The following is an 18,630-nucleotide window of genomic DNA, read 5'->3' as shown; positions in this document are numbered from 1 at the left end:
GACCGGACAAGGCCTGTAGCATGGCGCCCGGACAAGGGGATGCGAGGGGCGCTTGCGGACGATCGGCCGTTTCCTGTTTCTGCTGGTGTTGGCCGGTTTCGGCGCTGGGGCGGCGCCTGCCGCTACGCTCGATTCCAGCGTCGCCGTCACCGATCCCGCGACCCTGCAGGCGCTTGAGCGCGGCGGTCTGTCGATCAGCCGCTTGCTCGGGCCGGCGATCGGGCTGACACGCGATGTCGACAATCGCGGCCTGTTTTCGGTGCGCGCGCTGACGCCGGTGCGCAATGCCGTCAAGCAGGAGATCGCCGACGAGCCGGCGACAAGCCCAGATCCCTATGTTGCCGGATTGGCGAAGTCCAAGGACGCAAGCCAGAAGTTCAATCCGAAATACATCGACGACAACGGCTCGACGCTGGACCTCACCGGCGTCGTCAACCGCATGGATCGCGGCTATCTCGGCCACACCGAATGCGGCGAGATCCGGCTGATCTACCGTTTCCACTATTCGGTCGAGGAAAAGCCCGGAGAGCGTGTCTCCTCGCGCCTGCCGCTGACAATGAGCCTGGTCTTCAACGCCAGGCCGAAGACCGCGACGGGCCGCGCCTCCAAGGATCGCCCGCGCGCCGCCGATGGGTCCTGCGCCGACGTCGCCAGGCGCTGGTTGGCGGCCGGCGGAAAAGACCTTCCACCTGAGCAGCTTGCGGCTTGGCTGCGCTCCGAGGATGGCCCGCTGTCGGGCGCCATGCTCAATTCCTCGCAGATCATGCGGCTCGAGCTCAACATGCAGGTGCTGCGCCTGTCGGCCTCGACGCGCCGCGATTTCGGCGGCCACGCCGAATATCTGCTCAAGATCTTCAAATGGGATCCGGCCACCGCCACCTTCCAGGAATCGCGGATGGAGAACCAGATCGACCGCAAGACGGTGCTGGCCGACCGGCAGGCCTTCGCCAAATGGCTGCTCACCGACCGCAACATCTACGATCTCGATCGCGGCCGGCTGATCGTCGACGAAAAATTCCTGGCAACCAGCGCCGTCTCCGTGGCGCCGGGCGGCATGGCGCGCTCGCAGAACAACATCGCTTATGGCTTGCTCGACGATGCCGCGGTCGACAAGGCGCTGAAGGACTATGTCGCCAGCGGCAACGCGCTGCGCACCATAAAGTCAGTGGCCGGCTTCAATCCGCGCCTCAACGAGATGAGCTGCACCGGCTGCCACCAGACCCACGGCATTGCCGGCTTCCACTACACCGGCGCCGATCCGGCCAGCGAGCCACGCCGCAACGCCGTCTTCGTGCCGGGCTCGGCGGTCTTCTTCGCCGACCTGCCGCGTCGCCTCGCCATCGTCGAGCAGTTCGCCGCCGGCCAGCATCCCGATTTCAGCAGAGGCTTCGCCGCCCGTCCGGACGCGAAGTTCGCCGAGGTGCTGAAGGGCACCGATCTCTACAATGGCTGGGGCTCGATCTGCTATCGCGGCACGGATGAAAGCTTCAAGGACTGGAGCTGCGGCGAAGGCCTGCGCTGCGCCGGCGTCCACGAAAGCGCCATCCATCCGGGCTTCGGCACTTGCGTCAGCGAGGCCGGTACTGCGGTCGGCGATCCCGTGGAGTTCGGCGAGATCAAAATGTCGAAATGGGGCAGCGACCAGTATTGCCGCCTGTCGCCGGCGACGGCGAGAGCCTGCGCCATCGATTCGGCAAGGGACAAGAAACCGCCGATCAAGCTTGCCGGCTACGGCGCGGCGCGCCAGCGCTACGACAACCCCGAGCAGAAGACCGGCGGCTTTCCCGGCGGCATGCTGCGCAAGGCGAGCTGCGACAAGCTGCCCGAGGAGGCGAGCTGCGGGCGGCTCGCCAAGACCGGCTTCAACGATTGCATCGGGTCCGGCAAGGACCACAAATATTGCACCAGGGAGTTCACCAAGACCGCCGGCCTGCGCGCCTGTGACAAAACGCATCCCTGCCGCGAGGACTATATCTGCACCGCCGGCTATGAAGACCTGGCCGAGGCCAAGCCCGGCAAGGGCACCTGCATCCCGCCCTATTTCATCTTCCAGTTCCGCGTCGACGGCCACCCGCGCAGCTGGGTGCAGGATACCGAGTAGTGAACGCCGCCAGCCTGCAGCGTCAAGGCTTCTGCTTGCTGCCGGCGCTCTTGCCGTCGGAACTTTTCGAGCGCTCCTCGAAGCGCGCCGCGCCCTTCTGCAGCGGCCGGCCGGTCTCGGCTTCCGTCTTGCGCTCGTCCTTTGCCGCCGCCCGTCTCAGTCCCTTTGCGGCCTGTTTGCCTTTTGCGGTCGGTGCCTGTTCTACGCCCATCTCTTCCTCCCTGGCGCGGCTATCGCGCCGAAGAGCAACGCTCTGGACGTAACTGGGTTCCGGAGGATTCGGCCTCGGAGGCGGCGGCTGGCGAGACTCAGCGCGTCGCGATCATCGCCTTGCGGAAAGCCTCGAGCGTCTCGGCGCTGACATGGTGCTCGATGCCCTCGGCGTCGATGCGCGCTGTCTCGGCGCTGACCCCGAGCGAGCGCAGGAAGGCTTCCACCGTCTGGTGGCGGATGCGGCTTTCCTCCGCCACCTTGCGGCCGGCCTCGGTCAGGAACACGCCGCGATAGGGCTTTCGCGAAACCAGACCTTCGGCGCAGAGCCTGGTCAGCATCTTCGCCACCGTCGGCTGGGCGACGCCGAGCCTGGCGGCGATGTCGACCTGCCGTGCCTCGTTGCCGTCCTCGATCAGGTCGGCGATCAGCTCGACATAGTCCTCGACGAGGGCGCTGCGGCGCGCTTCGCGCGTCTGCCGGAAGCCCGCCGAATGGACATCGGCGTCGGGAAGCGGCTCTTCGCGTCGAACCGGTCTGTTCCTCAGCGCCAATGCGCGCTCCTCCACGCTAACCGCGAGCCAAGTGCCCGCGACGTTGAATCGGGTCCGTAGTCATAGCACGGACCCCGACTATCTGGCCGTTTATTTGCATTCCACCCCATGCGCAACGGGGTCCGCACCCGGTTGCCCCTGTCACTTGGCGTCGTCGCAAAAGCATAAACAATGAAATATAGCCTATTGCATAATGTTGAGCCATGGCATAGACAGGGAACATCCTCGACCCTTTTCAGCGGAAAATCCCTGATGTCCGACGCAACAGCCGTATCCAGACCCGCGTGGCGTTTTGCCCGGCCCGACGAGGATGAACAGCCCAGTCTGCGCGAGGTCAACGCCTCCATCACCGTGCCGCAGACCGGCATCTGGTTTCGCCGCCTGTTCGCCTTCATGGGCCCGGGCTACATGGTTTCCGTCGGCTATATGGATCCGGGCAACTGGGCGACCGACCTCGCCGGTGGCGCCCAGTTCGGCTACACACTGCTGTTCATCATCATGCTGTCGAACCTGATGGCGATCCTGCTGCAGGCGCTTGCCGCCCGGCTTGGCATCGCCACCGGCCGCGACCTCGCCCAGGCCTGCCGCGCCTACTATCCGCGCTCCGTCAACTTCCTGCTGTGGATCGCCTGCGAGTTGGCCATCATCGCCTGCGACCTGGCCGAGGTCATCGGCACGGCGATCGCGCTGCAGCTGCTGTTCGGCATTCCGCTGATCGGCGGCGCCATGCTCACCGCTCTCGATGCCTTCCTGGTGCTCATGCTGATGAACAGGGGCTTCCGCTACCTCGAGGCCTTCGTCATCGCGCTGCTGATCATCATCTTCGGCTGTTTTGCCATCCAGATCTTCGCCGCCGCTCCGCCGGTCGGCTCGATCCTGCATTCGATGTTCGTGCCGTCGTCTCAGATCGTCACCAACCCGGCGATGCTCTACATCGCCATCGGCATCATCGGCGCCACCGTCATGCCGCACAATCTCTATTTGCACTCCTCGATCGTTCAGACCCGTGCCTATGAGCGCACCGACCGGGGCAGGCGCGACGCGATCAAGTGGGCGACCATGGACTCGACCATCGCGCTGATCCTGGCGCTGTTCGTCAACGCCTCTATCTTGATCGTCTCGGCGGTGGCCTTCCACGGCACCGGCCACCAGGACGTCGCCGAGATCGGCCGGGCCTTCGAGCTCCTATCGCCGCTGCTCGGCCTCGGCATCGCCTCGATCCTGTTCGCCGTGGCTCTGCTCGCCTCCGGCCTCAACTCCACGGTCACCGCGACGCTTGCCGGCCAGATCGTCATGGAGGGCTTCCTGCGCCTGCGCATCCCGCAATGGGCACGCCGCCTGCTGACCCGCGGCATCGCCATCGTGCCGGTGGTGATCGTCACCGCGCTCTACGGCGAGAGGGGCACCGGCCAGCTGCTGGTGTTCAGCCAGGTGATCCTGTCGATGCAGCTGCCCTTCGCGGTCATCCCTTTGGTGCAGTTTGTCTCCGACAAGAAGAAGATGGGCAATTTCGCCATCCCGCGCGCCGTCGCCCTGCTCGCCTGGGTGGTCGCCGCCATCATCCTGGTGCTCAATTTCAAGCTGCTCTACGACACCATCGCCGGCTTCGGCTGAGAACAATGCATGTCGCCCAAAAGTGCGCTGCGGTTTTGGGACAACGGCATGCATGAAGCAGGAAACTCAAACCCTGTCGCTTAATTCCCTCCTGGCGTGACACGCATTGAACGCGCGGCACCGCGACAAAATCGCGGGCCGCGCTATCTTCTTTAGCCATTATGACCGGAACCGCTGAGGCCCGCGAATTCTACGCCCGACTGATGGCCGCTCATGCCGGCTCGGCTGATCCGCGCCTCGGGGAAGCTTTCGCCACCGTTCCGCGCGAGGCCTTCCTTGGTCCCGGACCGTGGACCATCATCGCCGGCGACGGCAGGGTTAAGACGCCGAGCGCCGATCCCGCCCACATCTACCAGAACGTGCTGGTGACGCTCGACGCCGACAAGGGCATCAACAATGGCGAACCCTGCCTGCACGCAATGTGGTTCGGCCGGATCGCGCCCAGGCCAGGCGAGGCCGTCACCCATATCGGCGCCGGCACTGGCTACTACACGGCGCTGCTGGCGAAGCTGGTCGCGCCCGGCCCGGTCACCGCCTTCGAGCTTGACGCAGCACTTGCCGCCAGCGCCGAGCAGAACCTCACGGCCTATGAGAATGTGGCCGTCATCCATGGCAATGCCGTCACTAGCCCGCTGCCTGCGTCCGACATCATCTATGTCAATGCCGGCGTGGCAGCGCCTCCGGCCGCCTGGCTGAAGGCGCTGAAGCCGGGAGGCCGCATGGTCTTCCCATGGCGTCCCGCCGAACGCGTTGCGCTGGCCGTGCTGGTGACCAGCACGGAATTCGGCTTCGCCTGCCAACCGTTCATGGGCTCGTGGTTTATCCCTTGCGTCGGCGCATCGACCCCGGACCCCTCTGCGAAAATCCCCGATCGCGAGAAGGCGGCGCGCAGCCGTTCGATCTGGCTGATCAGCGACAAGGCGCCGGACCGCACTGCCACGGCAATCATCGGCGAGGTTTGGTTCTCGTCGCACGGCGTCGGCCGCGGCAGGGGGATGAGCGCGCTGCGGTAGATATTTTTGCGGCCGCTGTCGAGCCGTCGCCTGTCCATGCGTCCTAAGGCCGAAATCCGGCCCGACGGCGCGGACCACGAAAAGGGAGAGTTCCAATGAGGAAGATCATCGCCGCCACGTTCGTCAGCCTCGACGGCGTCATGCAGGCGCCCGGCGGTCCGGAGGAGGACCCGGTCGGCGGCTTCAAGTTCGGCGGCTGGACGTTCCATTACTTCGACGAGGTGGCGGGCGCGGCCCTGGATGAACTGTTCTCCAAGCCGTTCGCCCTGCTGCTCGGCCGCAGAACCTACGACATCTTCGCCGCCTACTGGCCGTATCAGAAGGATTCGATCGCGGATGCCTTCAACCCTGCGACCAAATATGTGGCGACGCATCGGCCGGATTCGCTCACCTGGCAGAACACGCAATGGCTTGGGGAAGATATCGTCGCGACGTTGCGCCGCCTCAAGCAGGACGACGGACCTGACCTGCTCATCCAGGGATCGGGCAGTCTGATCCAGACCCTGCTTGCCCACGGGCTGATCGACGAGATCAGGTTGATGATCTTCCCGCTGTTGCTGGGCAAGGGCAAGCGGCTGTTCGACGACGGCGCGATGCCGGCCGCCTTCAAGCTCACCAAGTCGCAGGCCACCACCACCGGCGTCATCATGGCGACCTACGAGCGGGGCGGCGAGATTAGGACCGGATCATTCGCGCAGGACAAGCCGTCCGACGCCGAGCTCGAGCGGCGCATGAACTGGAAGTAGCGGGGCGGCCTCCCTCCGGAGCGGGAGAGGTGGCGCTGCGGAGCAGCTACGGTGCGGGGGAAGTCGGTCCTCAAATGCACCGCCGCTGACAACTCGCCACGGGCCTCAATCAGGGCGAAGCATCGCCTCGGCTTGAAGCAACAACGCTCGAGCCAGGTCGACCCCGCTCCGTCGAGCTTCGCTCGACACCTCTCCCCGATCGACGTGGGAGAGGAACCCAAGTTCTTCCAGGTCTCAAGCCGCCACCTGCCGCCGCGCCAGCCCGTCGCGGATGTGTCGCGCAAACTCTCGCGCAGCGGGCTCGGTGCCGTATTTCGGCAGATGCAGGTTGATAGCGAAATTCGGCAGCGCCGGAAGGTCAGGGCCAGAAGGCAGGATGTCGAGGTCCGCCGGCACGGTCGATGCCAGCCAGGTGGTGACTGCAAGGTCCGCCCGCACCGTTGCCGTCGTCGCGTCGATGTTGCCGTTCTCGAACACCGTGCGCCATTCCAGCCCCTGCTCGCTGAGCGCTGAAAGCACCGCCGGGCGGAAGGCGCATGTGTCGGCGACCATCGACACCGGCAACGGGCGCTTGCGGTGCGCGGCGCCGCCCCTGGCGCCGACCCAGACCAGCCGGTCGACCGCCAGGCATTCGCCGGCGGACGGACCGACCCGTTCCTCGATGACGGCGAGATCGATCATGCCGGCCGCGAGCGCCGCCGCAAGCTCCGGCGAGGCGGCGCAATGGAGCGAAATCTCGACCTGCGGATAGGTATCGGCATAGGCCTTGAGCACCGGCGCGAGCAAGGTGCCGACAAGATCGTAGGCCACGCCGAGCCTGACCTTCCCCGCAACCGCGCTGCCGGCAATCTCGGCCCAGATCTCGTCATTGAGCGAGAGCAGGCGCCTGCCCTTGCCGAACAGCCGCTCGCCTGCCCTGGTCAGCCGCAAGCCGCGCCGGTCGCGCTCGAACAGGCTGCAGTCGAGAACGTCCTCCAGCCGCTTGATCTGCTGGCTGACGGCGCCTTGCGTCAGGTTCAGCGCATTGGCCGCCGCCGTCATGCTGGCCCTGTCGGTGACGGTGACGAAGGTTCGGATCAACGCGGTGTCGAGATTGCGGATCATTTTGGCATTATAGATGTTAATGCAAATCATATCAAACATTGCATTTACTGATGCGAAGCGCGCTTTAGCATGCAGGTTCCCGCGAAAGGAGCCTGCATGTTCAAAACCATCCTTCCACTCGCCCTGTTCGCTCTCATCTCCACCTCGACGCCGGGCATTGCCACGACCCTGTCGACGGCCTCCGGCGCGCAGTTCGGCTTTCGCCGATCCGTGCCGCTGATGGCCGGCAGCGCCGCCGGCCTGGCTACTGTGGCGGCCGCGGGTGCCGCCGGGCTCGCCGGCCTGCTCGCCGCCGTCCCGTCCCTGCAACTGGCGATGAAGATCGCGGGCTCGCTCTATCTGATCTGGCTGGCGGTCAAGATCGGCCGCAGCGGCCCGCCGAACCTCGACGTGTCCATGGCCAGGCCGAACAGCTTTTTCGGCGGCGCCGGCATTCAGTGGATGAACCCGAAGGGCTGGGCGATGGGGCTGGGCGCCGCCGCATCCTTCGCAGCGCTTGCCGACGGACCCTTGCGGCTCGCCCTGCTGCTCGGCGCGGTGTTCGGGCTTGCCGCGGCCTTCTCGTTGTCGCTGTGGTGCGTGGCCGGCACGCTGCTCGCGAGGCTGCTCAAGACCGAGCGGCAGTGGCGCGCGCTCAACATTGCGCTTGGCCTGCTGCTGGCCGCCTCGATCCTGCAGATGTGGCGGCCAACCTAGCGGCAGGGGGACTATACGGCGTAGCGTGCCGCCGGCTTGCCGGCGAACAGGCTGCCGTAGAAATGGTCCCTGGCGCCGAGATATGTATCCAAGCCGGCCGGGTCGGCAAGGCCTGGCGCGGTAACGGTCTCGCCCTGGGCAAAACCGGCAAGTGCCGCGTCGACCAGATCGTCGGCCGTCATCACCCAGTCCTGGTTGATCCTGTCGAGGCTGATCCCGGACACGTCCCAGAACTCGGTGCGGATCGGTCCGGGCAGCACGACCTGTGCCCTCACCTCGGTGCCGGCGACTTCGCTCTGCAACGCTTCAGTGAAGTTGACGACATAGGCCTTGGTGCCGCTGTAGATGCCACCGACGGCGATGCCGTAGGCGACCACCGAGGCGATGTTGACGATGGCGCCTCGGTTGCGCGCAAGCAGGCCCGGCAGCACCGCGCGGGTCAAACGCGTCAAGGCGATGACATTGACCTTGATCATGCGCTCGGCGGAGTCCGCATCGGCCTCGGCGATCACTTGCAGCCCACCCATGCCGGCATTGTTGACCAGCAGCGTCACGCTCTCGTCGGCCGCGATCGCCTGCTCGACCCGGCGCAGGTCGCTGTCGCCGGCGAGATCGGCGACAATCGTCTTAACCTTGCGGCCATAGGCATAGGCCAGCCTGTCCGCAACCTCCTGCAGCCGGTCGGCGCGCCGCGCCACCAGCACCAGGTCGTAACCCTGCCCGGCCAGCCGGTCGGCATAGACCGCGCCGATGCCCGACGAGGCGCCGGTGATCACGGCCGTGCCCTTGTTGTCCTTCGTGCTCATTGTCCTGTTCCCTTGTTCGTGTCGCTCTGGTTCGGCGACGACGATCACGCCATTCGCCGACATGTCCGATTTAATATTAGTGGCATATGCCACTTTCACCGAAGTAGGTATATGCCACTATCTTGTCAACGGCGGCGGCGAAAACTATTTCTGCGGCTGGCCGGCGCAGCTTTTCGCCGGCAAGGAGCGAACATGACCGGAGTTCGGAAGCCAGGATTTAGCCGCTGCAACAACGCGACGCTGCGGCGCGCCGCGCGCAGGCTGGGGCGCTTCTACGATGACGCTCTGGCGCCATCGGGCTTGAAGGGCACGCAGTTCGGCCTGCTCTTTCAGATCCATGTCGGCAGCGAGCCGGCGATGGGCACCATCGCCGAGGCGCTGATCATGGACCTCTCGGCGCTCGGGCACACGCTGAAGCCGCTGATCCGCGACGGCTATGTCGAGACTTTCGCCAACAAGGACGACCGCCGCGTCAAGCGCGTGCGGCTGACGCCGCAGGGCAATGTCAAGCTGGACGAGGCGATCAGGCTGTGGAGCGCGGCGCAGCAGCGTTTCGAGGACAAGGTCGGCGCCGAGCAGGCGGCGAAGCTTCGCGCGGCGCTGGACGCGGTGGCTGATCTCGATCTGGAAATGCCGGCGGCCACTCCTTCGCTCTGAATAAGCGGCCGCCAATCCAGCTTTGCAGCGGTTACTCGGCCGGCATTGCGACCGGGCGGGCCAATGCCCGGCCGGCCAGCACGATACCCAGGCCTACGATCGGAAACACTGCCGCGACAAGGCCGAGATCTGCCGGCACGCCGTAGCGCAGCACCATACTCCCGACCACCGCGCCCAGCGCCACGCCGAGATAGAGCGCCGAGGCGTTGAGCGAGAGCACGATCGGCGCGGCGTCCGGCGCCAGCTTGATGATGCGGCTCGCCTGCGCCGGCGGGAACGCCCAGCCGACGATGCCCCACGGCACCATCATGCCCATCAGCGCCGGCCCGGCGATATGCTGCGGCAGGAAGGTCGGGATCAGCGAGAAGGTAATCACCATCGCCGCGCTCAGCGCCAATGACCAGGCGACGGTGCGCGTCGCGCCGAAGCGGTCGGCCGCCTGGCCGCCGGCAATGTTGCCGATGACGGCGCCGACGCCGAAGGCGAGCAGCATTCCGGGCAGCGCCAGCGGGCTCAAGCCCCCGCTCTGGATGGCCAGCGGCGCAATGAAGCTGAAGACGGTGAAGGCGCCAACCAGCGCTAGGGCGGTCGTCAGCAGGATCGGCATCACGCCGGGCCGCAGCGCCGCCGCCAGACGCGCCCGGAGCGGCAGCCTGGTGCCGATGATGCCGCGTGGCAGCCGGTACCAGAGGATCGCGCCGGCCAGCGCGCCAAGTCCGGCGATGGCGAAGAAAGTGCCACGCCAGCCGGCCACTGCCGCGACAAGCGCACCGAGCGGCGCGCCGACTGCAACCGCCACCGTGGTGCCGCCGACGACGACGGCAATGGCACGCGCCCGGTGATGGTCATCGACCAGCGCCACCGCCGTGCCTTGCGCGGTCGCGGCGAACAGACCGGACGACAGCGCCATGATGATGCGGGCGATCAACAGCAATTCGAACGACGAGCTCAGAGCCGCCACCACATTGCCGAGCACGAAGAACACCAGCGTCCACAGGATGACGCTGCGCCGGTCCCACTCGCCGGTCAAGGTCGCCAGGACCGGCGCGCCGAACGCATAGGCGAGCGCGAAAGCGGTGATCAGCGAGCCGGCGAGCGGAACGGAGATGCCAGCATCGGCCGCGATGTCAGGCAGAAGGCTGGAGATGACGAAGCCTTCGGTCGAGATCGCGAACGAACCGAGCGCAAGCCAGAAGATCCGCTTGTCCATGGGAGTGTCCTTTTAGTTCAAAAGTTATTGAACAATTGGACATGGCGAGGCATGATGTCAATGAAGCCAGGGAAAAATAGCTGAACCCTGCTGACAGCCCTGTGTCAGGACTGGTCCGCGATGATCAGATCGTTTGCACCCGCCGCAGGAGGAGACGCGTTGAAGTTGGCTCTGTTTGTGCTTAATTCTCGGGCATGACACTGCCCCACCCAAATGCTGACCAGATCAGCCTGCCGATCGTGCTCGCCGTGCTCGGCGACCCGACCAGGCTTGCCATCGTGCGCTTTCTCGCCAGCAAGGAAGGCGTGCCGATGAACTGCAGCAAGTTCCTCGATCTCGGCTCCAAGACCAATCTCAGCTATCATCTGGCCAAACTGCGCGAGGCCGGCGTCACCCGCACCGAAGCTGTCGGCACCAACCGCATGATCACGCTGCGCCGCGACGACCTCGACCGCCGCTTCCCCGGCCTGCTCGACAGCGTCATCGCCGCCGCCGGCGATGACAAGGCGCTGCCCATGGTCGGCGCCGCCGAGATCGAGATCAGCGCCTGATGCGCATTGCGGTTCTCGCCGACGTCCATGGCAATGTGCTTGCCCTCGATGCGGTGCTCGACGATCTCGAGCGCCGCGGCGGGGCCGACATCGCCGTCAATCTCGGCGACTGTGTCTCCGGCCCGCTCTGGCCGCGCGAGACGATGGAACGGCTGCAGGCGCTCAACCTGCCGACCGTGCGCGGCAACCATGACCGCCGCGTGGCGCAGGACCCCGCCGACGAAACGATGTGGCCGTCCGACCGCTACGCCCAGGACCGGCTGACGGTGGCGCAGCGCGAGGCGCTGCTCGCCTTGCCGCTCACGCTGGAGATCGCGCCCGGGGTGGTCGCCTTCCACGCCCGCCCCGACCACGATGAAAAGTATCTCGCCGATGCCATCACCGACGGCCAGCTGGTGCGCGCGCCGCTGGCCGCGATCAGGCGGCGCCTGAAGTCGCTCGACCGCGCCTGCCGCATCGTGCTGTGCGGCCACAGCCATCGCGCAGAGCTGATTCGTATTCCCGGCGGCCCGGTCATCTTCAACCCCGGCAGCATTGGTTGCCCGGCCTATGATGATGACACGCCGCCGGCGCATGTCTCCGAGCAGGGCACCCCGCATGCGCGCTACGGCATCGTCGAACTCGGCGAGCACGGCCGCCCCGACCGCTTCGAGGCCATCGCCGTCGACTACGACCATGAGGCCGCGGCCAGGCAGGCCGAACAGGCGGGACGGCCGGAATGGGCGCACGCGCTCAGAACCGGATTCATGCAAGGCTGAGCTTGCTCATGCAAGGCTGAGCTAGCTCATGCCGGGCTGAGCTTGCTCATGCCGGCCTGAGCCAGCTCGGAATTTTTCAGGGGTGACATGGCGCTGCCTCGTCTTCTATAAAACCGCCTCGGCAGGCGGCGGCGCCATAGCGCCAGCCTGCCAGATGGAACCTATCGGCCATGGCCAGGTGATGAGGCGCACGAATACGCCAGGAACGATGCTGGTCGCGTTGGCCGCCGCCCTTTTGCTGGCGACGGCCCTGCCGGCGAGAGCCGAGGATCCGTCCACCACCATCGTCTCCATCGTCACTGGCCTCGCGCCGGACGATCTCCTCAACATCCGCGTCACCGCGTCGGCGACCGGCAGGGTGCAAGGACGCCTGCCCGGCGGCGCCAGTGTGAAGAATTTCGGTTGCAACGAGGTCAACGGCAATCCCTGGTGCAAGGTCGAGGAGGTCGACAACCCGCAAGTGAAGGGATGGGCGCCGGCGCGCTATCTGACCCCCGGCAATCCGGCCACCGTGGACGATATGCCGACCGAGGACCCGTCGCCGGCCGCTGGGACGACGGACGCGCCCGCTGCTCCCGCGCCACCGCCCGACCTGACGGCGCGCTTCGGCGAGGTAGATCAGGGCGCGCCGAAATCCGCCGCCGCGATCGGCAGGACGGCGATGGAAGATGCCTATGGCCTTGCCTTCGCGGCAAGCGAAAACCCCTCGACCGGGGAAATCCCCGGCGAGACCGCGACCGTGGCGCGGCTCGAGCCGCCGCAGGCGCCAGACGATGCCGGGACCGGCATTCCCTGCGCCCGCTATGTGGGCCAGCCGATGACCCTCTGCAAGGCAAGGATCGAGCACAAGGGCGCGGACAAGGCCGATGTCACCGTGACCTGGCCCGATGGCGGAACGCGCCTCATCTCCTTCTACGGCGGGCTGCCGGCTGGCTCGGATTCGCCGGACGAATTCCGCTTCACCCGCGAGGGCAGCCTCAACATGATCCGTGTCGGCGTTTCCGAGCGCTTCGAGATCACGGACCAGCTTGCGCTGGGGAATTAGGGATTAGGCAGCAGGCAGTAGGGAATGGGCACCAGTCGCCTGAACCTTCCCTACCCCCACTGTCCAATCCCTGCTGCCTAACCCCTACTGCCTAATCCCGCATTTTCGGGGTTACATCCGGCAAAACTCTTCCCTATAAGGCCCTCCTAGCCTGATACCAGAATCGCAAGCACAACCGGCCGGGTCCTCCCGTCCCGGCTTTTCGTGCAAGCCGCCCGCCGAACGGAACCCGTAGACCATGCCAAGACGCACCGACATCAAGTCGATCCTGATCATCGGGGCCGGCCCCATCGTCATCGGCCAGGCCTGCGAGTTCGATTATTCCGGCACCCAGGCCTGCAAGGCGCTGAAGGAAGAGGGGTTCCGCGTCATCCTTGTCAACTCCAACCCGGCCACCATCATGACCGACCCGGAGCTGGCCGACGCCACCTATATCGAGCCGATCACGCCGGAAGTGGTGGCCAAGATCATCGCCAAGGAGCGGCCGGACGCGCTGCTGCCGACCATGGGCGGCCAGACGGCGCTAAACACCGCCTTGTCGCTGCGCCGCATGGGCGTGCTCGAGCGCTATCAAGTCGAGATGATCGGCGCCGACGCGCACGCCATCGACAAGGCCGAGGACCGGGCGCTGTTCCGCCAGGCGATGAGCAAGATCGGGCTTGAGACGCCGCGCTCGATGCTGGCCAACGCCACCGACGTCAAGAATGCCGACCGCAAGACGCACGAAGCCGAGCGCGCGGCGCTGAAGGCCGAGAACCCCGACAATCTCGATGCCGCGCTCGATGCGCTGGAAACCCGCTGGAACCTCGGCGAAGGCGACCGCAAGCAGCGCTACATCAGCCATGGCATGGCGATCGCCGCTCAGGCGCTCGACCATGTCGGCCTGCCGGCCATCATCCGCCCCTCCTTTACCATGGGCGGCACCGGCGGCGGCATCGCCTACAACCGCGCCGAATTCTACGACATCGTCCAGTCCGGCCTCGACGCCTCGCCGACCACCGAAGTGCTGATCGAGGAGAGCGTGCTCGGCTGGAAGGAATACGAGATGGAGGTCGTCCGCGACCGGGCGGACAATTGCATCATCGTCTGCTCGATCGAGAACATCGACCCGATGGGCGTGCACACGGGCGACTCGATCACCGTCGCGCCGGCGTTGACCTTGACCGACAAGGAATACCAGATGATGCGCAACGCATCGATTGCGGTGCTGCGCGAGATCGGCGTCGAGACCGGCGGCTCCAACGTGCAGTTCGCCGTCAATCCGGCCGATGGCCGCCTGGTGGTGATCGAGATGAACCCGCGCGTCTCGCGCTCGTCGGCTCTGGCCTCCAAGGCGACCGGTTTCCCGATCGCCAAGATCGCGGCAAAACTCGCCGTCGGCTACACCCTGGACGAATTGGAGAACGACATCACCGGCGGCGCGACGCCGGCCTCGTTCGAGCCGTCGATCGACTACGTGGTGACCAAGATCCCGCGCTTCGCCTTCGAAAAGTTCCCCGGCGCCGAGCCGGTGCTTACCACCGCCATGAAGTCGGTCGGCGAGGTTATGGCCATCGGCCGCACCTTCCAGGAGTCCTTGCAGAAGGCGCTGCGCGGGCTGGAGACCGGCCTGACGGGTCTCGACGAAATCGAGATCCCCGGCCTTGGCCATGGCACCGCGCCTGCCAGCCACGTCGACGACCGCAACGCCATTCGCGCAGCACTCGGCACGCCGACACCCGACCGGCTACGCATGGTGGCGCAGGCGATCCGCATGGGCACCTCGCTGGAAGACGTGCACGCCATGTGCAAGATCGATCCTTGGTTCCTCGAGCAGATCGCCGGCATCATCGCCATGGAAGAACGCGTGCGCGAGCACGGCCTGCCGCAGGATGCCGCCAATCTGCGGATGCTTAAGGCGATGGGCTTTTCGGACGCCCGCCTCGCATCGCTGACCAAGACCGACGCCGAAGTCGTTCAGAAGACGCGCGAAAAGCTCGACGTGCATCCGGTCTACAAGCGCATCGACACTTGCGCCGCCGAGTTCGCCTCGCCCACCGCCTACATGTACTCGACCTATGAGGTTCCGTTCGCAGGCAGCCTCGCCAACGAGGCCAAGGTGTCGGCGCGCAAAAAGGTCGTCATCCTCGGCGGCGGCCCGAACCGCATCGGCCAGGGCATCGAGTTCGACTATTGCTGCTGCCACGCGGCGTTTGCGCTACGCGACGCCGGCTACGAGGCGATCATGGTCAACTGCAACCCGGAGACCGTCTCTACCGACTACGACACCTCCGACCGGCTCTATTTCGACCCGCTGACGGCGGAGGACGTGCTGGAGATCCTGCGCGCCGAGCAGGCGTCCGGCGAACTGGTCGGCGTCATCGTCCAGTTCGGCGGCCAGACGCCGCTCAAGCTCGCCGACGCGCTGGAGAAGGCCGGCATCCCGATCCTCGGCACCTCGCCCGACATGATCGACCTCGCCGAGGACCGCGACCGTTTCCAGAAGCTGCTGCACAAGCTCGGCCTGACCCAGCCGAAGAACGGCATCGCCTATTCGGTCGAGCAGGCCCGCCTCGTCGCCGGCGAGCTCGGCTTTCCGCTGGTGGTGCGCCCGTCCTATGTGCTCGGCGGCCGCGCCATGCAGATCATCCATGACGAGGGGATGCTGCAGACCTACCTGCTCGACACCGTGCCCGGCCTGGTGCCGGAGGACATCAAGCAGAAATACCCCAACGACAAGACCGGCCAGATCAACACGCTGCTGGGCAAGAACCCGCTTCTGTTCGATACCTATCTGACCGGCGCCATCGAGGTCGACGTCGACTGCCTCTGCGACGGCAAGGCGACCTTCGTCTCCGGCATCCTGGAGCATATCGAGGAGGCCGGCATCCATTCCGGCGACTCGGCCTGCTCGCTGCCGGTGCACGCGCTGCCTTCGGACCTTGTCGACGAGTTGGAGCGGCAGACGGCCGCCTTGGCTCGCGCGCTCAATGTCGGCGGCCTGATGAACGTGCAATACGCGATCCAGGACGGCACGGTCTATGTGCTGGAGGTCAACCCCCGCGCCTCGCGCACCGTGCCCTTCGTCGCCAAGACGATCGGCAGGCCGATCGCCAAGATCGCGGCCCGCATCATGGCCGGTGAGACGCTGGAAGACGCCTTCGCCCATTACGGCCCGATGCCCGATCCGCGCAACCCCGGCCACATCGCCGTCAAGGAAGCCGTCTTCCCCTTCGCCCGCTTCCCCGGCGTCGACATCCTGCTCGGGCCGGAAATGCGCTCGACCGGCGAGGTGATGGGCCTCGACCGCGACTTCGCGCTCGCCTTCGCCAAGAGCCAGCTCGGCGCCAATGTCGACCTGCCGCGCTCCGGCACGCTGTTCGTCTCGGTGCGCGACGAGGACAAGAAGGGCATCCTGCCCGCCGTCAAGCGCCTCGCCGGCCAGGGTTTCAAGGTGCTCGCCACCTCCGGCACCGCCCGCTTCCTCGCCGAGAACGGCGTGGTCGCCGAAAAGATCAACAAGGTGCTCGAAGGCCGCCCGCACATCGAGGACGCCATCCGCAACCGCCAGGTCCAGATCGTCTTCAACACCACCGACGGCCAGAAGGCGGTGTCGGACTCTAAGTCACTGCGACGTGCCACGCTGATGCAGAAGGTGCCGTACTACACGACGCTGTCGGGCGCTGCTGCGGTCGCCGAGGCGATCGCGGCGCTGCGGGCCGGGAGCCTGGAGGTCACGCCGCTGCAGGAGTATTTTGGATGACAGTCATCCGCTTTCAACGCCCGCAAGTTCGATCAGGGACAACTCTCCCTTCACCCCACCGCCACACACTCGATCTCGATATCAAACTCCATCGGCCATGACGCTACCGGCACGAAGGTGCGCGACGGCGGGTTTTCGGGGAAGTGCTCTGCATAGACGCGGTTGATGGCGTTGTAGAAGCCGGCATTGGCGGCGTAGATGCGCACCATCTGCACCTTGTCCAGCGAGCTGCCCGCCGCATCCAGGCAATGCTTCATCGCCCTCAGCGACGCCTCGGCCTGCACCTCGATGTCGCCCTTGACCAGCTTGCCCGTCGCAACATCGAGCGGCGGCATGCCGGAGACGAAGACCAGCCCCGCCCCCCTGGTCACCAGCGACAGCGGCACGCCGAGCGCGCGCACAGCCGCCGACAGCACCGGCACTTCGACGATTTCCTTGGCCATGACAATCCTCCCTTGTCTGGGAGTGAGCTTATCGCCGCATCGGAGAAAAGCCAGCGGCGGCCTTCTCCCCTTGTGGAAGGGAAGAGGCTAGCCCTGCCCCGGATACGGCCTCCCATCCTTGTGCAAAAACCGTCCATCCGAGCTCGGGCTCATCATGTCGATGTCGGAGCAGGTTATGACATCCTCCGGATTGCGCGAACCAACTTCCAGATAGCGCGCGGTGGCCGAAGAGCGGTTGATCATGTGGTGCCCGTTGCCGCTGTTCTTGGCGAAAGCAGCACTATCGCCCGCCCTGAGCAGCGTTTCGCGGCCGTCCTCGACCAGCGTCAGTTCGCCCTCCAGCACATAGACGAGCTCGTCCTCATGGCTGTGCCAGTGGCGCTGGCTCGACCAACCGCCGGGCGGCAGCGTCATCAGGTTGACGCCGAAATCCTTCAGGCCGCCCGCGTCGCCGAGGCGGCGGCGCGTGCGCCCGGCGCAGGGCTGATCGAAGGGTGAAGGGTAGCCGGAACCCTTGCGGATTGGCACGGATGACAGGTCGATCTTGGGCATGGCAGGCTGCTCCGTTGGTTTCTACGCCGGCATTGTCGAAGCGCGCTCCCCTTCTCCCCTTGTGGGAGAAGGTGGCCGAGCGGAGCTCGGTCGGATGAGGGGTGCTCCAGCTTGGCGATGCGCCAGTTTTACAACCGTCCTGTCGGCGCCGGGAAGGCGCACAATCGCGACTGTCTCATTCCTTCCAACACCCCTCATCCGTCTCGGCGCTGGCGCGCCGATCCACCTTCTCCCACAAGGGGAGAAGGGAACGACTTGCCCTCACCCCTGATGCGCCACTGCCAGTTCCTTCACGTGCTTCTCATGCATCTTCAGCGTCGGCAGCGTCTTCTTGGCGAATTCCTTCATCGCCGGGTCGTCGCCCGATTTCGCATAGGTGCTGAACAGCGCGACCGCCTCTTTGTGCGCGTCCGTCTGCATCTTGATGTACTTCTGGTCGAACGCCTTGCCGCTCGCGCTCTTCAACTCGCCCAGCATCTGCTGTTCCTTAGGGCCGAGCGCGGGCCCGGCGGGCTTGATCGAGGCGGTGGTCTGGCCTTGGCTCAGCGCCGCCTTGAAATCCTCGCCCGCCTTGGTGTGGTCCGCGATCATCTCTCTGGCGAAGGCCTTGATGTCGTCGGAGGAGGCCTTCTCCTCGGCCAGCCTGCTCGACTGGATCTCGAATTCGTTGGCGTTGGGCACGGTGGTGACGAAGGTCTTTGTGTCGACCTTGCTGTCGGCAAGCATGGGCGCGACCTGGTTCGTCGATTGCGCCAGAGCGGCCGGCGCGCCGGCCAGCAGGGCTGCGACGGTCGCGGTCAGAAGGGTTTTCATCTGATGTCTCCCATC

Annotated in this window: 18 protein-coding genes; 10 read left to right on the top strand and 8 right to left on the bottom strand. The window is 65.9% G+C overall.

What is annotated here, in order from left to right; translation table 11 throughout:
- Positions 1–52: 52 nt before the first annotated feature.
- Entirely contained in the window at positions 53–2,101 is a 2,049-nt protein-coding gene (locus EJ073_RS29810; RefSeq protein ID WP_126058779.1) for a hypothetical protein, read from the top strand.
- Between the two features lie 22 nt (positions 2,102–2,123).
- Here EJ073_RS29810 and EJ073_RS29805 read toward each other — a convergent pair whose 3' ends face one another.
- A complete protein-coding gene (locus EJ073_RS29805) occupies positions 2,124–2,312 on the bottom strand; it encodes a hypothetical protein (RefSeq protein ID WP_126058778.1) in 189 nt (62 codons plus the stop codon).
- 97 nt (positions 2,313–2,409) lie between these two features.
- Positions 2,410–2,865 (bottom strand): manganese-binding transcriptional regulator MntR, encoded by a 456-nt coding sequence (mntR, locus tag EJ073_RS29800; protein ID WP_126058777.1) that lies wholly within the window; start codon positions 2,863–2,865, stop codon positions 2,410–2,412.
- A 252-nt stretch (positions 2,866–3,117) separates the two neighbouring features.
- Between mntR and EJ073_RS29795 the strand changes: the two genes are divergently transcribed.
- The 3 genes from EJ073_RS29795 (at position 3,118) to EJ073_RS29785 (ending at position 6,238) form a co-directional block, all read left to right on the top strand.
- Positions 3,118–4,479: an Nramp family divalent metal transporter gene (locus tag EJ073_RS29795; RefSeq protein ID WP_126058776.1), complete on the top strand. Its 1,362-nt coding sequence runs from the start codon at positions 3,118–3,120 to the stop codon at positions 4,477–4,479.
- A gap of 161 nt (positions 4,480–4,640) precedes the next feature.
- A complete protein-coding gene (locus EJ073_RS29790; RefSeq protein WP_126058775.1) occupies positions 4,641–5,492 on the top strand; it encodes a protein-L-isoaspartate O-methyltransferase in 852 nt (283 codons plus the stop codon).
- Between the two features lie 95 nt (positions 5,493–5,587).
- Positions 5,588–6,238, top strand: a complete 651-nt coding sequence (locus EJ073_RS29785; protein ID WP_126058774.1) for a dihydrofolate reductase family protein — start codon at positions 5,588–5,590, stop codon at positions 6,236–6,238.
- A 234-nt stretch (positions 6,239–6,472) separates the two neighbouring features.
- On the opposite strand, the gene EJ073_RS29780 is transcribed toward EJ073_RS29785, so the two are convergent.
- Entirely contained in the window at positions 6,473–7,342 is an 870-nt protein-coding gene (locus EJ073_RS29780; RefSeq protein ID WP_126058773.1) for a LysR substrate-binding domain-containing protein, read from the bottom strand.
- 96 nt (positions 7,343–7,438) lie between these two features.
- Between EJ073_RS29780 and EJ073_RS29775 the strand changes: the two genes are divergently transcribed.
- On the top strand, positions 7,439–8,038 hold the full coding sequence (locus tag EJ073_RS29775; protein ID WP_126058772.1) for a LysE family translocator: 600 nt from the start codon (positions 7,439–7,441) through the stop codon (positions 8,036–8,038).
- Positions 8,039–8,049: 11 nt separating this feature from the next.
- Here the strand turns inward: EJ073_RS29775 and EJ073_RS29770 are convergent, their stop codons facing one another.
- Positions 8,050–8,844, bottom strand: coding sequence for an SDR family oxidoreductase (locus EJ073_RS29770; protein ID WP_126058771.1), 795 nt, complete (start codon positions 8,842–8,844; stop codon positions 8,050–8,052).
- 192 nt (positions 8,845–9,036) lie between these two features.
- Here EJ073_RS29770 and EJ073_RS29765 point away from each other — a divergent pair, with 192 nt between their 5' ends.
- Positions 9,037–9,501: a MarR family winged helix-turn-helix transcriptional regulator gene (locus EJ073_RS29765; protein WP_126058770.1), complete on the top strand. Its 465-nt coding sequence runs from the start codon at positions 9,037–9,039 to the stop codon at positions 9,499–9,501.
- 31 nt (positions 9,502–9,532) lie between these two features.
- On the opposite strand, the gene EJ073_RS29760 is transcribed toward EJ073_RS29765, so the two are convergent.
- On the bottom strand, positions 9,533–10,711 hold the full coding sequence (locus EJ073_RS29760) for an MFS transporter (protein WP_126058769.1): 1,179 nt from the start codon (positions 10,709–10,711) through the stop codon (positions 9,533–9,535).
- Between the two features lie 194 nt (positions 10,712–10,905).
- On the opposite strand from EJ073_RS29760, the gene EJ073_RS29755 reads away from it, so the two are divergent.
- The 4 genes from EJ073_RS29755 to carB all read left to right on the top strand — a co-directional run bounded on the left by EJ073_RS29755 (position 10,906) and on the right by carB (position 16,807).
- The gene (locus EJ073_RS29755) at positions 10,906–11,262 is read left to right on the top strand and encodes a helix-turn-helix transcriptional regulator (RefSeq protein WP_126058768.1); all 357 of its coding nucleotides are present in this window, start codon (positions 10,906–10,908) and stop codon (positions 11,260–11,262) included.
- Complete coding sequence (locus EJ073_RS29750; protein WP_126058767.1) at positions 11,262–12,020, top strand: metallophosphoesterase family protein; 759 nt, start codon at positions 11,262–11,264, stop codon at positions 12,018–12,020. The genes EJ073_RS29755 and EJ073_RS29750 overlap by 1 nt, the downstream gene beginning before the upstream one ends.
- Before the next feature lie 181 nt (positions 12,021–12,201).
- Positions 12,202–13,065, top strand: a complete 864-nt coding sequence (locus tag EJ073_RS29745) for an SH3 domain-containing protein (RefSeq protein ID WP_126058766.1) — start codon at positions 12,202–12,204, stop codon at positions 13,063–13,065.
- 238 nt (positions 13,066–13,303) lie between these two features.
- Positions 13,304–16,807 (top strand): carbamoyl-phosphate synthase large subunit, encoded by a 3,504-nt coding sequence (carB, locus tag EJ073_RS29740; protein WP_126058765.1) that lies wholly within the window; start codon positions 13,304–13,306, stop codon positions 16,805–16,807.
- A gap of 50 nt (positions 16,808–16,857) precedes the next feature.
- On the opposite strand, the gene EJ073_RS29735 is transcribed toward carB, so the two are convergent.
- From EJ073_RS29735 to EJ073_RS29725, 3 genes are all read right to left on the bottom strand, one after another.
- Positions 16,858–17,250: a RidA family protein gene (locus tag EJ073_RS29735; RefSeq protein WP_126058764.1), complete on the bottom strand. Its 393-nt coding sequence runs from the start codon at positions 17,248–17,250 to the stop codon at positions 16,858–16,860.
- A gap of 87 nt (positions 17,251–17,337) precedes the next feature.
- Positions 17,338–17,802, bottom strand: coding sequence for a cupin domain-containing protein (locus EJ073_RS29730; RefSeq protein WP_126058763.1), 465 nt, complete (start codon positions 17,800–17,802; stop codon positions 17,338–17,340).
- Between the two features lie 261 nt (positions 17,803–18,063).
- A complete protein-coding gene (locus tag EJ073_RS29725; protein ID WP_126058762.1) occupies positions 18,064–18,615 on the bottom strand; it encodes a DUF4142 domain-containing protein in 552 nt (183 codons plus the stop codon).
- Positions 18,616–18,630 lie beyond the last annotated feature (15 nt).

Source organism: Mesorhizobium sp. M4B.F.Ca.ET.058.02.1.1, from assembly GCF_003952505.1.
GTDB lineage: Bacteria > Pseudomonadota > Alphaproteobacteria > Rhizobiales > Rhizobiaceae > Mesorhizobium.
Note: the sequence above shows the minus strand (reverse complement) of the source record. Positions and strands in the feature narration are given on the sequence as shown.

Bases quoted from the DNA above. Each gene is read 5' to 3' on its own strand.
- EJ073_RS29805 (WP_126058778.1), bottom strand. From the start codon at position 2,312: ATGGGCGTAGAACAGGCACCGACCGCAAAAGGCAAACAGGCCGCAAAG.
- EJ073_RS29795 (WP_126058776.1), top strand. From the start codon at position 3,118: ATGTCCGACGCAACAGCCGTATCCAGACCCGCGTGGCGTTTTGCCCGG.
- EJ073_RS29790 (WP_126058775.1), top strand. From the start codon at position 4,641: ATGACCGGAACCGCTGAGGCCCGCGAATTCTACGCCCGACTGATGGCC.
- EJ073_RS29785 (WP_126058774.1), top strand. From the start codon at position 5,588: ATGAGGAAGATCATCGCCGCCACGTTCGTCAGCCTCGACGGCGTCATG.
- EJ073_RS29780 (WP_126058773.1), bottom strand. From the start codon at position 7,342: ATGATCCGCAATCTCGACACCGCGTTGATCCGAACCTTCGTCACCGTC.
- EJ073_RS29775 (WP_126058772.1), top strand. From the start codon at position 7,439: ATGTTCAAAACCATCCTTCCACTCGCCCTGTTCGCTCTCATCTCCACC.
- EJ073_RS29770 (WP_126058771.1), bottom strand. From the start codon at position 8,844: ATGAGCACGAAGGACAACAAGGGCACGGCCGTGATCACCGGCGCCTCG.
- EJ073_RS29765 (WP_126058770.1), top strand. From the start codon at position 9,037: ATGACCGGAGTTCGGAAGCCAGGATTTAGCCGCTGCAACAACGCGACG.
- EJ073_RS29760 (WP_126058769.1), bottom strand. From the start codon at position 10,711: ATGGACAAGCGGATCTTCTGGCTTGCGCTCGGTTCGTTCGCGATCTCG.
- EJ073_RS29755 (WP_126058768.1), top strand. From the start codon at position 10,906: ATGACACTGCCCCACCCAAATGCTGACCAGATCAGCCTGCCGATCGTG.
- EJ073_RS29750 (WP_126058767.1), top strand. From the start codon at position 11,262: ATGCGCATTGCGGTTCTCGCCGACGTCCATGGCAATGTGCTTGCCCTC.
- EJ073_RS29745 (WP_126058766.1), top strand. From the start codon at position 12,202: ATGAGGCGCACGAATACGCCAGGAACGATGCTGGTCGCGTTGGCCGCC.
- carB (WP_126058765.1), top strand. From the start codon at position 13,304: ATGCCAAGACGCACCGACATCAAGTCGATCCTGATCATCGGGGCCGGC.
- EJ073_RS29735 (WP_126058764.1), bottom strand. From the start codon at position 17,250: ATGGCCAAGGAAATCGTCGAAGTGCCGGTGCTGTCGGCGGCTGTGCGC.
- EJ073_RS29730 (WP_126058763.1), bottom strand. From the start codon at position 17,802: ATGCCCAAGATCGACCTGTCATCCGTGCCAATCCGCAAGGGTTCCGGC.
- EJ073_RS29725 (WP_126058762.1), bottom strand. From the start codon at position 18,615: ATGAAAACCCTTCTGACCGCGACCGTCGCAGCCCTGCTGGCCGGCGCG.